Annotated in this window: 9 protein-coding genes and 1 pseudogene; 1 reads left to right on the forward strand and 9 read right to left on the reverse strand. The window is 45.2% G+C overall.

What is annotated here, in order from left to right:
* Positions 1–451 precede the first annotated feature (451 nt).
* The 8 genes and pseudogenes from BWI96_RS15875 to BWI96_RS15900 all read right to left on the reverse strand — a co-directional run bounded on the left by BWI96_RS15875 (position 452) and on the right by BWI96_RS15900 (position 12,549).
* The gene (locus BWI96_RS15875) at positions 452–1,549 is read right to left on the reverse strand and encodes an acyltransferase (protein WP_106637535.1); all 1,098 of its coding nucleotides are present in this window, start codon (positions 1,547–1,549) and stop codon (positions 452–454) included.
* Between the two features lie 68 nt (positions 1,550–1,617).
* Positions 1,618–2,118 carry an ABC transporter permease gene (locus BWI96_RS23410; RefSeq protein WP_369804195.1) on the reverse strand — a complete coding sequence of 167 codons (501 nt, stop codon included), beginning with the start codon at positions 2,116–2,118 and terminating at the stop codon, positions 1,618–1,620.
* 30 nt (positions 2,119–2,148) lie between these two features.
* Positions 2,149–2,343 (reverse strand): annotated as a pseudogene (locus BWI96_RS23415) (hypothetical protein); the annotation flags it as partial.
* Between the two features lie 44 nt (positions 2,344–2,387).
* Positions 2,388–3,992 (reverse strand): ABC transporter permease, encoded by a 1,605-nt coding sequence (locus BWI96_RS15880; RefSeq protein WP_369804192.1) that lies wholly within the window; start codon positions 3,990–3,992, stop codon positions 2,388–2,390.
* 151 nt (positions 3,993–4,143) lie between these two features.
* On the reverse strand, positions 4,144–6,537 hold the full coding sequence (locus BWI96_RS15885; RefSeq protein WP_106637536.1) for an ABC transporter permease: 2,394 nt from the start codon (positions 6,535–6,537) through the stop codon (positions 4,144–4,146).
* 73 nt (positions 6,538–6,610) lie between these two features.
* The gene (locus BWI96_RS15890) at positions 6,611–9,001 is read right to left on the reverse strand and encodes an ABC transporter permease (RefSeq protein WP_106637537.1); all 2,391 of its coding nucleotides are present in this window, start codon (positions 8,999–9,001) and stop codon (positions 6,611–6,613) included.
* Positions 9,002–9,083: 82 nt separating this feature from the next.
* Positions 9,084–11,495: an ABC transporter permease gene (locus BWI96_RS15895; RefSeq protein ID WP_106637538.1), complete on the reverse strand. Its 2,412-nt coding sequence runs from the start codon at positions 11,493–11,495 to the stop codon at positions 9,084–9,086.
* Between the two features lie 535 nt (positions 11,496–12,030).
* On the reverse strand, positions 12,031–12,549 hold the full coding sequence (locus BWI96_RS15900; protein WP_106637539.1) for a hypothetical protein: 519 nt from the start codon (positions 12,547–12,549) through the stop codon (positions 12,031–12,033).
* Positions 12,550–12,746: 197 nt separating this feature from the next.
* Between BWI96_RS15900 and BWI96_RS15905 the strand changes: the two genes are divergently transcribed.
* Entirely contained in the window at positions 12,747–13,793 is a 1,047-nt protein-coding gene (locus tag BWI96_RS15905) for an Atu2307/SP_0267 family LLM class monooxygenase (RefSeq protein ID WP_106637540.1), read from the forward strand.
* An 88-nt stretch (positions 13,794–13,881) separates the two neighbouring features.
* On the opposite strand, the gene BWI96_RS15910 is transcribed toward BWI96_RS15905, so the two are convergent.
* Positions 13,882–15,060, reverse strand: coding sequence for a macrolide family glycosyltransferase (locus BWI96_RS15910; protein WP_106637541.1), 1,179 nt, complete (start codon positions 15,058–15,060; stop codon positions 13,882–13,884).
* Positions 15,061–15,210 lie beyond the last annotated feature (150 nt).

Here is a 15,210-nt window from a genome sequence, read left to right on the forward strand (position 1 = left end):
TGGTTGGTGGGACACCAACCACGGCGTAACTGCGAGAAAATGAAAGGGACAAATCCATAGACTTCAGGCCGAATGATGCCAGCTTTTTCGCTGGCATCATTCGGCTAACATCCAATTGTTGATACCCCTGCACTGTCACTAGGCCAGAGCCGAGCGACGGGGGGAGCCAATTTTTCCTGCCTGTCCTCTAAAACGTAGCGAGAGACCTTCTCAGGAATGGGGCGGGGCTGGTTTCATTAAGTTACTGCCTGACCCAATAAGCTTGAAAAAGCTCATACGCTTCTTCGCTTTGCTCTGAATGACAGACGCTGATGATCAAGTAATGATGTCTCCTTCAAGTATGAAATAGCCCTAAATACCAACCGTGTCTCCAGATGAAATCCCGGGACTTACTAAAATCTTATTTTTAGCCCTTCTTTAAAGAATGAGCTTATGGCTGTCAATTTTTTGCTTACGACTTTGTCCAACCTCTTTTGAGGCGATGGGTAAAGTATTTTCTTAACGGAATATCCAGTAGGACCATGACTGCGTAGGCAAAGAGGATTAACAAAATAACACCAGCAATCATGACGACAACCATCTCTTGAACGGACGGTTTTTTTACTTCCATATAACTCAGCACCAGCCAGATGAAAGGGTAGTGCGTCATGTATAAAGGGTAAGAAATATCGCCCAGGAACTTACAGATTTTCTGATACACTAAATGATGCGTAGCCCCAGCCCCAAGAGCTACCAGAAAAGGCAGGTAAAAGATAAGCACCAGAGGATCTACCAGCCTACTGGTGTGCTTCGAGAAAGGGATCAGAAAGCTGAGTAATAACAGGATACTCAATGAAACTAATCCGAGTTTCGATGGAATGATCCACTGGGAACGGTACACAAGGATTCCGGCCAGGAAGGAATATAACATTCGATACCCACCACCCATCACGTTATCTCCGCCAAAACCTACGCCTAAAAAGTTCGAACGATGGGCTTCAAAAGCCAGGGCAACAGCGGCAGCAATGGTTAATAACCAGAGAATTTTATGATTGATTTTAACCAGAAATAAAACGTAAATAAGGTTGGCTATGTATTCCCAGAATAAAGACCAGGTGGGTGGATTTAAATGAAAAAGATTAAAGTAACGCTCTTTGACCAGTGGGTACGGAATCATCAGGCAGGAGGTAATAAACATGGGGATGATTCGGTCGGCGTACTTCTGGTAAAGAGTACTAAAAGGATCAAAAACGAAAGCGAGTAATCCAATGACCGAACCGATGACGACGAGCGGATGTAAACGAATGAGTCGTAGTTTCAAAAAGGTACTAATGCCCATTTGCCGGATTCGCTGATCATAGGCATAGGCAATCACAAAACCCGATAAACAGAAGAAAAAGTCAACGGCAAAGTAGGCGTGAGCAATGAAATTGTCATGGTAATCGGGCTTGATGAGTTCCATGAAATGAAAAATGACTACCGCAACGGCAGCCACTCCACGCAGGCCATCCAGCACTTCAAAGTGTTGCCTGGTTTGTAACAGGGTAGGGTTTGTTTCTTGGGTAAGCATGGTTTTCGGTTAAGCATCGGTGATTTGCTATGAACCCGCCCGGAAGCGGGTTCATAGCAAATAGCACATTACTCGGTTTTTAAACTCTTCACCGGGTTCATTAATGCTGCCGAAATGGCCTGGTAACTTACTGTGGCTAGGGTAACAATCAGGGCTCCGATACCCGCACTGGCGAAAATCCACCAGCTAAGGTCTGAATGGTATTCATAACGAGAGAGCCAGTTATTCATTAAATAATAGGCAATGGGAACGGAAATGCAGAATGAGATAATCACCAGTCCGACAAAATCTTTGGAGAGTAGCCCCCAAAGGTTGAAAACCGAGGCTCCCAACACTTTCCGAACACCAATCTCCTTGATGCGTTGCTCGGCCACGAAGGAAGCCAAGCCAAACAGGCCCAGACAGGAAATAAAGATGGCGAGACAGGCAAAGAACGTAGCGAGTTTACCCACACGAACCTCCGAAGCAAATTTCCGAGCGTATTCTTCGCTGGAGAATTTATAGTCGAATGGGGCACCGGGGTCGTGCTTCCGGTAAATTTCTTCAATGCGACTTAACGCCCGGCTCACGCCCGTTTGCGGAGCAATTTTGATGGTAATGATGCCTGACCAGCCGGGATTATAGGTGAAAATAGTGGACATGGCGGGTCGATAGGGAGAATCCATAATGACATCTTTCACCACACCAATGACGGTATAAGCCTTATCGTTCCACTTGATCGTTTCCCCAACCACATTCTTCATGCCGGTGTACTTGGCCGCCGATTCATTCAGAATCAATGCACTGGAATCGGTAGCAAATTTGGTTGAAAAGTCACGTCCACTGACGAATTGTAATCCTACCGTTTTCCAAAATCTTCACTCACGGCAACCGTACCAAACAGGGCTTGTTTATTGGGATCTTTGCCCTTCCAGTCGAAACCAATCTGATTGGAATAGAGCTGGGTAATCGGGCTTGAAGATTTAGTGACATTCGCTACCACACCGCTGGAAAGTAACTCCGTGCGGAAGGCCTGGTAGTTTTTGTAACTTTCTTCCGTGTTCATATTCAGGTAGATAAGTCCTTCGCGGTTAAAACCTACGGGACGATCTTTGGCAAACTGTACCTGACGGAATACCGCAATAGTGCCGATAATCAGCGTTACGGAAACGGTAAATTGCAGAACAACCAGCACCTTTCGGGGTAAGGAAGCGTAACGCCCCACGCGGAAGGTGCCTTTTAATACCTTCACGGGTTGAAAAGAAGAGAGGTAAAAAGCGGGGTAACTGCCTGAAATCAAACCCGTAAACACGGTAAAGCCAACGGCCATTAACCAGAAAACCGGACTTTGCCAGGGTAAGGCTAAATGCTTGCTGGAGAGATCGTTGAAGAAGGGTAAAGACGCTTCAACCAATAAAATACTCAGGGCCAGAGCCAGAAACGAAACTAGCAACGATTCACTCAAAAATTGACCGACCAACTGGGTCCGAACGGAGCCAATGGCTTTTCGAATGCCTACTTCTTTGGCTCGTTTTTCGCTGCGGGCCGTGCTGAGATTCATGAAGTTAATACAGGCCAGTAGCAATACAAAAGCTCCAATGCAGCCAAATAACCAGACAAATTCAATCCGTCCGCCGGCAATGACTCCGTTTTTAAACTCAGAATACAAATGCCACTTCGACATGGGATGAAGGAAGACCTCTGGTTTGGCTGCATCCTTGGGGTTATGATTAAGAATGGTATTCTTGATTTTGGCGGAAACCTTTTCAAAGTCGGCGGTTGGCTGGAGCTGAACGTAAGTCTGAAAGGAGTTATTCCCCCAACTCTCGCGGCTTTCCTTCACCCAGGGTTCTGCAATCAGATATAACTCCCAGGGTAAGAGGTAATGCACTTCATTGAGTTCAGTGTTGTTGGGGAGGTCTTTATAAACGCCTGTTACTTTTACTTCCGATTTGTTATCGATCTTAACGATCTTATTGATGGGGTCTTCATCCAGAAAAAGAGCCTTGGCTAGTGACTCATCAATAATTATGGAATGCGGATCTTTCAGGCCCATTCTGGTGCCTTTCAGCATTTCAAGCGAGAGCATATGGGGGCCGTCTGCACCCATGTAGTTGCCGGTTTTATTAAGCTTCGTGCCTTTATAAGCCAGAATATGCCCGAACGTCCAGGAGCTGGGAACGACGTATTTAAAATCTGAATATTTTTCTTTTAACTCATGATGTAACGGAACGGGCACTGCGGTCTGCGTGCCTTTACGACCGTCCCAGCTTTGGTGCATCATGACCTGAGCAATGCGATCATGGTTTTGATGATAGCGGTCGTAGGTCAACTCATCCCAGATCCAGAGACCAATCAGCATGGTTACAGCCATCCCTAAAGCCAGCCCAACGATATTAATGAGGGAATAAACCTTGTTTTTCAGTAAGGCCCGAATGGCTACTTTAAAGTAATTACGTATCATGAGGTAAAGGTTTAACAGCGTATAATTCAAAGATGAAAAAGCCGAAATTTTCGTTGCATCGTTTTTGAAAATGTTTGTCAAAACTAAACTTCCAGAAAGTTCTAAACTTTCTGGAAGTCAGCTAAGAGAAGTACCGCATTAGTGATATCATTTACTCCGACTTCAAACTCTTCACCGGGTTGGCCAGAGCTGCCCGGATGGCCTGGGTACTGATGGTAATCAAAGCAATCAGTAAGGCCACGCCAGCCGCCGCCAGGAATACCCATCCCTGCAACTCAATGCGATAGGCAAAGTCTTCGAGCCAGCGATGCATGGTGTACCAGGCCATGGGAAAGGCAATCAGTGAGGCAATGCCGATCAGGATCATGAAATCCTTTGAGATCATTCCGACGATACTGGTAACGCTGGCTCCCAATACTTTGCGGATGCCAATTTCTTTGGTGCGTTGTTCGGCTGTGAAAGTTACCAGTCCAAACAGACCGAGGCAGGCAATGAAGATCGTCAGTAGGGTAAACGTTACCAGCAAACGGCCCTGTTTGATTTCTGCTTCGTACTGGTGAGCGAAATTCTGATCCAAAAAGCTGTATTCAAACGCATGGTCGGGGTCGAATTTTTGATAAACCTTTTCAATATACGCCAGCGTCGCCTGGGTGTTTTCGGGTCGAATTCGTACGTAAAGATTATCCTGTTGAAAATCGAGCGGCATTTGCATGACCAGCGGTTCAATTGTATGCTGGAGTGAATAGACATGGAAATCTTTCACCACACCAACGACCTGCGAATGACCACGAATTTCATTATTCTGCCCCGCGTTGAATTCTACCCGTTTTCCGATGGGGTTTTTCCAGCCAAGTTTTTTTACCAGTGTTTCATTCACCAGAACAGATTCATAAAGGTCTGTTTTGCGACTTTTGTCAAAATTTCGTCCGGCTACGAGTTTCATTTCCAGTGTGTTGAGGAAATCTTCATCCACATCAATTCGCTTGGTAATCACGCTGGATTCGGAAATTTCTCCATTATTCTCGAAGTAGAATCCTTTACCCCCCAGGTCATTATTCCCAATCGGGTTACCCGCCGCCGAAACCCCTTCGATCAATGGATTTTTTAGTAACTCATCTTTAAGCTGTGGAATCTGTTTGCGAACCTCCGTTTTATGGACATGAAAAGTTAATACCTGATTGCGGTTGAAACCCAGGTCTTTTGAGGAGGTATAATGCATTTGCTGGTAAATAACCGCCGAGCCAATCAGCATACTGATGGTAACCATAAACTGGAAAACCACCAGCGATTGACGAAAACGTTTGTTGGTAGCGGTATTACCTAATTGTCCTTTTAAAGCCGGAATAGTACGGAAACCGGAGAGAAAAAAGGCGGGATAACTGCCACTTAACCCCCCCATAATCAGACAGAAAACGAGTAATAAAGCCAGCGTGGGAAGAACGCCTAGCTGCCAGAGTGATAGCTCTTTTCCTGAAAAATCATTAAAGAAAGGAAGACCCAGTTCAACTATTAAAATGCCTAACAAAGAAGCAGCCAGGGTTAAAATGATTGACTCGGCCAGAAACAGACTAACCAGTTGATTGCGGTCTGATCCAATGGCTTTTCGGACGCCCACTTCCCGCACTCGCAAAGCGGAATGGGCCGTGGAAAGATTCATGTAGTTGATCGCCGCAATGAGTAGAATCAATACCGCTATAATGCTGAAGACTATGATGTATTTCACATCGCCATTCGCACTAATCTCATAATCCAGATGGGAGTAAAGGTGAATGTCTGTGAGTGGCTGAAGATGAAGTTTGTAATCGACATTCCCCATTTCCTTCTGTAAATGATCGGGGAAAAAGCGGGTTAACTTCTTTTCCAGCGAAGCTACATGCGTATGAGGCTTGAGTAATATATAGGTGTAAATCGAGAAATTCTGCCAACCGTCCGTATAATCTGCTGGTAACGAACGCAGAGCTTTAAAGTGAAGGTGAGAGTGGGTAGGAGCGTCTTTGATAACTCCGGTAACCAGATTCTCATAATTATTTTCCAGATAAACTGTTTGATTCAGGGCACGTTTCGCATCACCAAAGAGCTTCTTAGCCATACCTTCGGTCAGTACGATGGACTTGGGTTTGGATAGGGCAGTTTTAGGATTGCCGTACAAGAAAGGGAAATCGAAAACCTCAAAAACGTTAGCATCGGTAAAACAGATTGCTTTTTCTGTATACTGCTTGTCACCGACCCGAATTGGGCCGCCGCCTTCCGGAGAAAACCGAACGGTTTCCTGAATTTCGGGGTAATCTTTTTTTAAGGTGGGAGCAAAAGGTGCGGAAGTGATGGCCAGATCAAAATGCCCATTATCCCAATTAGCCGAATGTACGACCCGATAAATGCGATCCGATTTTTCGTGGAAGCGGTCGTAGGTGAGTTCATCAAGAATAAATAGTCCAATCATCCAGAACGCTGCCAAACCTACCGCCAGGCCGAGCAGATTAATCACTGAAAACATCCGGTTTTTCAGTAGATTACGTAAAGCAACTTTCAAATGATTTTTCAGCATAGCTTTTTAGGTTGCTGGTTGTTAGTTACGGGTTGTTAGTTTTTGTAACGACTTCAACTAACAACTCATCTTCCTACTCTGATTTCAAACTTCTGATCGGATTCATTAAGGCCGCTTTTACAGCCTGATAACTAACCGTCAGCAACGTTACCACTAACGTAGACAGACCTGCCAGAGCAAAAACCCACCAGGATAATGAAACGCGGTAGGCGTATTCTTCCAGCCACTTACTCATGGCAAACCAGGCCAGTGGGAAGGCAATCAGGGCCGCAACCAGCACCAGTTGAACGAACCCTTTGGAGAGCAAAAGAAAAATGTTACCAACGGAAGCCCCCAGCACTTTTCGAATACCAATTTCTTTAATTCGCTGTTGTACTACGTAGGAAGTCAGTCCGAATAAACCCAGACAGGCCAGAATGATGGATAGTGTAGTGAAAATATTCATGAGTCTACCCAGTCTAATTTCAGAGTCGTAGAGGAGCTTGTAGGTATCATCCAGAAACGTATATTCAAAGGGCTGGGAAGGAACCAGTTTTTTCCAAGTAGCTTCCAGAAAAGCCAGCGTTTGAGGCACGTTGTGACCACTAAGTTTAATGAACAAACGATGCCCCTGTTTTTCCGGGAAAAGAACCAGGGGTTTAATTTTTTCGTGTAAACTGGCAAAGTGAAAGTCTTTGATGACGGCTTTGACATAACCTGGGCGGGAAGCGTCCAGAAACATGCGTTTGCCAATCGCTTCCTTAGGTGTCCATCCGAGCTGGCGGGCGGCACTTTCATTCAGAATAAACTGATAAACAGACTGATTGGCATCGGGAAGGTCGGTATTCGTAATATCCTGTTGAGTTAAATCCTGACCCGCAATCAACTGAACGCCAATGGTTTTTAAATAATCTTCATCAATAGGGTTGGCATTGACTGAAATCTGATTGGATTCAGGCATATCTGCCGACCGCATACTATACCCACTGACAATATTAGCCGGGTTGTTTGCACTGCGGGACGCATATAAAATATCAGGATTCTTTTTTAATTCATCCTTGATCGTAAGGATCTTATGCTGAGCTTCTCTATTAAGAAAGAGTTGCACCAACTGGTGACGATCAAAGCCCAGATTCTTATTCTGAATGTAATGAAGCTGGTTTTGAATAATTAACGTTGCCGCAATCAGAAAAATAGAAATGGTAAACTGGAAAACGATGAGTGACTGCTGTACCCGCTTCCCGGAACTGGTATGTTTGAATGCTCCTTTGAGTACTTTAATGGGCTGAAAACCGGAAATAATCAGGGCTGGATAAGTTCCCGCCAACAAACTAATGGCAATGGTAATGCCTAACGTAAAGGCTATAAAGGGAGCGGTGAAAAGGGCACTGTAGTGCAGGGAAGTGGCCGCTACTTCATTGAAATAGGGAAGCAAAAGCACCACTACGTCAAGGCTAAGTAATACAGCAACCACGCAAACAATAAAAGATTCCCCGATAAACTGCCAGAAGAGTTGTGAATTATCCGCTCCAATTACTTTTCGAATGCCTACTTCTTTAGCCCTTTCGACGGAGCGTGCGGTACTTAGATTAATATACGTAAAGCAAACAATCATCAGAATCAATCCTGCGATAGCAGCCAGAATATACAGATAGGTTACTGGGGTATTCGCCACCAGGCCACCATAGGGAGAATGCAAATGGATCTCTGAAAACCGTTCCAGGTAATAATCAATGGTCGCTCCAGAGCCTGCCATTTCTTTTTTCATGAAAGGCGAAATCTTGGCCTGAAGGGAAGCCAGGTCTTCTGGCTTTCTCAGTAACAGGTAGGTGGTGTAGTTAGCGTTGAAATACGAAGTTTCCTGATTGGCTCCCAATGAAGAGAATGAGGCCAGAAAATCGAACTTCATCTGGGAGTTGGCAGGGTAATCTTTAATAACCCCGGTTACCTGATAGGATATGGTATCAGCGGCGGTTAACAGCAATTTCCCAACCGGATTGGCCGAGCCAAAGTATTTTTTGGACGCAGATTCCGTAAGTACCACCTTGAAGGGGCCATCCAGGGCATGGGCTGAACTTCCGTGAATAAAGTCCGCCTGAAACACTTTGAAAAAGCTGGAGTCGGAGTAGACAAATTTCTGTTCTGAAACCAAGGTATTGTTTAACCTTAGAGTGGCCGTAGAACCCGAGAGCCGAACCGCAGACTCTACTTCTGGAAAGGTTCGCTGAAAAACAGGAGCGACTTTTGTACTGGTAAAATTACCCTTCTGAGCCTTGTCGTTGCTGCCAAAGCTATACTCCATAATAACCCGTGCAATCCGATCGCCCTTGGGCTGAAAACGGTCAAAGCTCACTTCGTTCTGAATGTAAAGACCAATCAGAAGACAGCCGCTTAAACCAATCATGAGTCCGAAGATGTCGATGAAAGAGGAGGTCCGGTTTTTCCAGAGATTTCGAAAAGCAATGGTGAAATAACTTTTAAGCATGGCGTTTGGGGTGCTTAGTGACTACTGCTGCGGTTAATGGATTGCTGATTGTTAGAAGACTCTAACAATCAGCAACTAAAAACTACTCACTTTTCAGACTCTTGGCTGGGTTAGCTGTAGCTGCCCGGAAAGATTGGTAACCAACCGTAAGAATAGCGATGAAGGCTGTAATAACGATAGCAAGTACAAAGACCGTCCAGCCGATGCTGATGCGGTAACTGTAATCTTCCAGCCATTTGGTCATGACCCACCAGCTTAACGGAGCGGCTACGACGAAGGCAATTAAGACCAGCTTGCCAAACTCCATCCCGAAAAGACCCAAAATCTGACTCACGCTGGCTCCAAGTACTTTTCGAACCCCAATTTCCTTGGTTTTCTGGGCAGCCATGAAGCTGACGAGTCCGTACAGGCCCAGGCAACCAATAATGATGGCAATGCAAGAAAAGACACGAACGAATTGCAGAATAAGATTTTCCGTTTGATAAAACTTAGCGATTCGTTCGTCCAGAAAGTATTGAGAATAGAGGAAATCCGGGAAGGTTTCGTTCCAGACCTGCTCAATGCCAGCCAGGGTTTGAGGCAAATGGGCCGTGTTAACTTTCAAGCCAGCACTGTAATAGCGTTTGTGATCAGAGAAAATAGCTATGGGCTGAATCTGACTGTGTAAAGAAAGATTATTCCAGTCTTTAATCACGCCATAAATGGGAGCACTGATATTCCAGAGCTTTAAGTTTCTGCCAATAACATCGGCAGGCTTGATGTTTTTACCCAATCGTTTGACATAGGTTTCATTGACCAGGTAACCGCGAGTACTGTCGCTTTCGGGCAGATTTTTACCGGCTACCAGCTTCAGGCCGTACGTTTCAAGGTAATGGGGATCGGCGAGTTTGGTATTAACGGACCATTTTTCATTTTCCTGACGGGTATCGAAACGGTGGCTGGTTTCATTATTCGACTGACTACTGGGGGCATGCGACTGAAAGGTAACCTGGCTGACTCCGGGAACCCGCTGTAATTGGGTCCGAAATGCTTCGGTTGCTTTTTCTGGTAAAGGAATATCAATCAGAACGATAGCTGAGGGGTTATAACCAATGTCTTTTCCCCGGAAAAAATCCATTTGCTGGGTAACCACGATAGCTCCAATGATGAGTAGCTGCGTGAGTACGAACTGTACAATAACCAGACTACGCCGAACGGATAATCCACCCACTTGCTGGGTGTTTATTTTCCCTTTCAGGGCTGCTACGGGCTGAAAACCAGCCAGCACGATTCCCGGGTAAGAGCCCGACAACAGAGTAACCGTTACCAGAAGAAAAGCCAGAAACAGCAGCATGGGGGCATCGGTAAAGAGACTCAGACTACCAAACAGGTTGAGCCCCGTTGACTCATGAACCCAGTGGTTGACTGTGGGCATAATCAGCTCGACCAGCAGGACGGCCAGGAGAATGGAAATGAGCGTAATCAGGCCTGTTTCAGAGATAAACTGCCAGAAAAGCTGTGGTTTCGTTCCACCAATGACCTTTCTTACGCCTACTTCTTTGGACCGTTTCAGGGCCTGTGCCGTGGCCAGGTTGATGAAATTAATACAGGCTGTGACCACGAGGAATAAGCCAATCACTCCCAGAGCATAGAGTTGAGAATAACCAATTTCAGCATCATAATCGGTATTAAAGCTAACCTCACGCAGAGAAAGAATAGGGTGAGCCATCTCTTTATAATCATCAGGCTTATATTTCTTCAGAAATCCCTTCAGGGCCTGCTCAACGGTTGATTGCTTCGTTCCTTCTCTCAGCAGAATGAAACAATGGGTGCTGGAATTGATGCTGCCCCAATCCTCAAGGTTTTTCCCCGGACCGTTTTGGTAATTTTTAAGCGTAGACCATGAAATAAGGATTTCCTGCCGAACCCTCGTGTTTTCGGGTAAGTCGGCCAGTATTCCTGTGACTTTTACATCCAGCTCATTATTAATGCGGAGTCGTTTGCCGATAGGATCTTCAGAACCAAAGAATTTCTCCGCCATTTTGCGGGTTAATACCACATTATTGGGTTGGGTAAGCGATAGTTTCGGATTGCCCGTTACCCATTGATAATCAAGAATGTCAAAAAGGTCGGGTTCAGCGTAAGCAACGGTGCTTTCTTCACTGAACTTTTTCTGCGGAAGCCCTTTCGATTGAGGGATGGTTACGAGCTGGCTGTGTTGGTCGTAAATCAGGGCTACCTTTTCCAGGAAAGAAAAGTCAGCCCGCAGGGCTTTGCTCATAGGCATGGGCACGCCGGGTGTATGAAAGACTTGATCACCGTGAAATTCAGTCATTACTCGGTAAATGCGGTCTTTTTGGGCGTGATATGCATCAAAACTGGTCTGGAATTTAAGGGTCTGAAAGATCAGAATACCGCAGGTAAGTCCCAACGTAAGACCAATGACATTGAGCAGGGTATATCCTTTATAACGCAATAAGGTGCGGTAAGCAACGAGGAAGTAGTTACGTAGCATAAGTGAAGCGATCTGTTACAAAAGCTAATTCCAAAGTTATGCCGTTGTAAAGGGGTAATGGGTAAGTTGTTGATTATCAGTTAAGGTAAGGAAATAAATTGTCCGAAAACGAACAGTGTTTCGTTCGCTTTCGGACAGAGTCCGTAGAGACGCGATTGATCTCGTCTGGTAGAGGCGATTTTGTTATCCCTGCCATGGCTGGTGTCTCACCAGCCATTTGTACGCAAACGGTGTTTGGTGAGACACCAACCACGGCATAGGAGCTTCAAACGAGGGCTAGCCTTTTATACTACTAATCAATGCCTATTCTTTCTTTTGGTAGAGACGCGATTGATCGCGTCTGGGTAGAGGCGATTTTGTTATCCCTGCCATGGCTGGTGTCTCACCAGCCATTTGTATGCAAACGGTGTTTGGTAAGATACCAACCACGGCGTAAGGTAAGTTGCTACAAGTAAGAAATAATGAAATTAGGTCTGGGTAAAAAGAAGTCCATTACCTGAAGAAATGGACTCAAATGGTTATAGGTTAGTAGTGATTACATAAACATCTCCAAAATTACTGAAAGCCATAAAATAGAGCCTATAACGATGAGAACAATTTGCCGGGTATTGAAAGATTCCTGTTCAATAGTTACAAATTCATTGCACTGAAGTTTGGCGTAATTCAAAGCTTCAAAAGGGGGAATAAAGAAAAAAATACTCAGGAATGATAGAATAAAATAAGGCTCAGGTAAAGCAGAAAATAGCTCAAAAAACAATGATCCAATAAATAATAGAAAAGGATTGAATCTGGGCTTATACCCTTCTTTTTTTGAAAAATCTTTAATTCTACTGAATAAAGGCCAAAGAAAAAACAGACCAAAAAGAGCTCTCAAAGCGGGTGTAATAGCTAGCTCCTGTTTTTGTTTGAAGAAACGCCAGGCCTTGTAGGACCACCAAAGCTGATAAAGGCCAGCAGTAATAAAGCATAAGAAGACAAACTTTCCTACGCTAATCGTGTATTGATCCTCTACAGGAGAAGGATGAGTGAAAGAGGTACTCGTAGTGGAATGCATGGAGGATAGGTGTAGTTAGTAATGCCTTTAAAATTAGCCTTGAAATGGGTACAATCAAAAGGCGAAGCAGAAGTGGTTTATTCAGATAAAATGCTCATACCTGCTAAATTATTGACCCAGAATGAATTATTTCTATCCGATTTTCATTCTCTATTAAAATTATATGTATCGACATATATTACTAAATGCATAGACCTATGGAACTTGGAATTTCCAGTTTTGGCGAAGTAAACCCGGATCATGTATCTGGGGGTGCGAAGAATGCTCACCTGCGGGTGCAGCAACTCCTGGAAGAGATAAAACTGGCTGATGAAGTTGGACTGGATGTCTTCGCTTTGGGCGAGCATCACCGCCCGGATTATGTAGTTTCGGCTCCTGAGATAATCCTGTCGGCAGCGGCGGCAACTACCAAAAATATTAAACTTTCGAGTGCAGTTACTGTACTCAGTTCGGCTGATCCGGTGCGGGTGTTTCAAAATTTTTCCTCGCTGGATTTGGTCTCGAACGGTCGGGCGGAAATCATGGCTGGACGTGGTTCGTTCATCGAATCATTCCCGCTTTTTGGTTATGACCTTAACGATTATGACGCTCTGTTTTCAGAAAAACTGGAGCTGCTTTTGAAACTAAATGAGAGCGAGAAGATAAACTGGCAGGGCCATTTCCGACCTTCGATTGATAATCGTGGCGTTTATCCACGACCCTTGCAGGAGAAACTACCCATCTGGTTGGCTGTGGGCGGTACGCCTGCCTCAGCGGCTCGGGCCGGAGCGTTAAATATCCCGATGACGGTTGCAATCATTGGCGGAACGCCCGAGCGGTTTGTTCCCTTTATCCAACTTTTTCGTCAGTCAGCCGAGAAAGCCGGGCATGACGTATCGAAGTTACCCTTGGCGATTAACTCTCACTTCTATACGTCCGACACCTACGAAAAGGCAATGGACGAATTTTTCCCGCCTTATGAATTAACCATGAATCGGGTAGGGAAAGAACGGGGCTGGTCGCCCATTGGCCGGGACTACGTGGAGTTCATGCAGAAAAGCGGTCCGCTGATGGTAGGAAGCCCACAGCAGATTATTGATAAGATCATGTACTTCTACGAGTTATTCCAGCAAACGCGTTACCTGGCTCAACTCGTCGGTGGACACATGATTCCCCACACCAAAGTACTGCGGGCCATTGAGTTATTCGGTACCGAAGTGGCTCCGGTCGTGCGGAAGGAAATAGCTAAGAAACAACCCGTTTAATTTTCGTTGCGACGGTGATGAACTACCCGAAAATTCTAAACTTTCGGGTAGTTCCAACCTACTAATCAAAGCATCTGTTCCATGAAAGCTAACCCGAAATCCCCTTCATTGCTTTCAGTTCAAAAATCGCTTCAACGGCTTTAGGGTAACCCCCTGCTTCTTTAAACGACTGATTGATTTTCTGCATATTTTCCAGGTAAGACGGATCGTCTTTTACCCGATTAACTGCCGCCCGTAAGCTCTCTGCAGTTAAGGTTTGAGCCTCTAGCGAGATGGTCGCCCCTAATGCTGCGGCCCGCTGAGCTAATAAAGGCTGGTCAGCCCCGAGCGGAATAGCCACGAAAGGGACCATGTGCGAAACCAAGTCGCTAATGCTGTTCATTCCGGCATGGGTAATCGCCACATCGGTATAATTCAAAAGGGCATTCTGTGGCACGTAATCCCGGATAATGAAATTTTCAGGAATCGTGAATCCCGAGAGATCTACCTGATGAGCAGCCATTACTACTACGGCATCCGTATGGGCAAAAGCCTGGAAGAAAATGGGGTATAGATCTGTGTTGAAACTGCCAAAGACGGTTCCCAGAGAGATGTAGATCACCAGTTTGTTACGCAGGCGTTCACAGGGAAAGTTCAAGTCTTCTTTACGATCATACACGGGCGGTCCCACGAAACGGTAGGTCTCGTCATACTGAGCTAAATCTTCCGGTGCAATGAAATATCGAGAGGTATAAATCAGGTTAAGGTCACTTTTATTCAGCAATAACTGAAGTGGCTGGTCGGGTAAAGATACGCCGTATTTTTTCTGAATAGATTTCATTACCTCTGCGTATGCTGCCTGTTTGCTTTGCAGAACCTGTTGTTTCTTTTTGAAAAATTTATTCAATCCCGCAAAAACGGCAAGCGAAGAAATAGCAGGAATTCGGAGAATCTGAGAGATAATGCGGGTAAAGGGGAAGGCGGCGGAGTGAATCATATAATCAAAGGGGATACGCTGGTTTTCAGATAAAATAGGGTCGATGACCGTTTCAGCAGAACGGAAAATGCTCAAGAAGGGAGACTCGTCCGAAGAAGGTTGGGCTTTAAAAATATTTAAATCGGCGGCGTAGCTTTTGAAGGTTGCTCCGGTCGCTTCGATTTTCTGCCGGAACTCTTCCGAGGCGAAGTAAGTCACCTCCTCTCCGTGTTTGATTAACTCATGTACCAAACCCAGCGTAGGGTTGATATGCCCATGAGAAGGCATTCCTAAAAAAAGTACGTTTGACATCGTCTTCAATGGCGTTACTAATGATCAATAAACGAAGTCGATCCTGGGCTTCACGTTTCGTTTCTGATCTGGAAGACGGGCTACGTTCGTTTTTACTTTAACGGTATAAAAAATCCCGAAAACTTAGAGCTTTCGGGAAGTCAAAAAGAG

This window comes from Siphonobacter sp. SORGH_AS_0500 (assembly GCF_002838835.1).
Lineage (GTDB): Bacteria > Bacteroidota > Bacteroidia > Cytophagales > Spirosomataceae > Siphonobacter.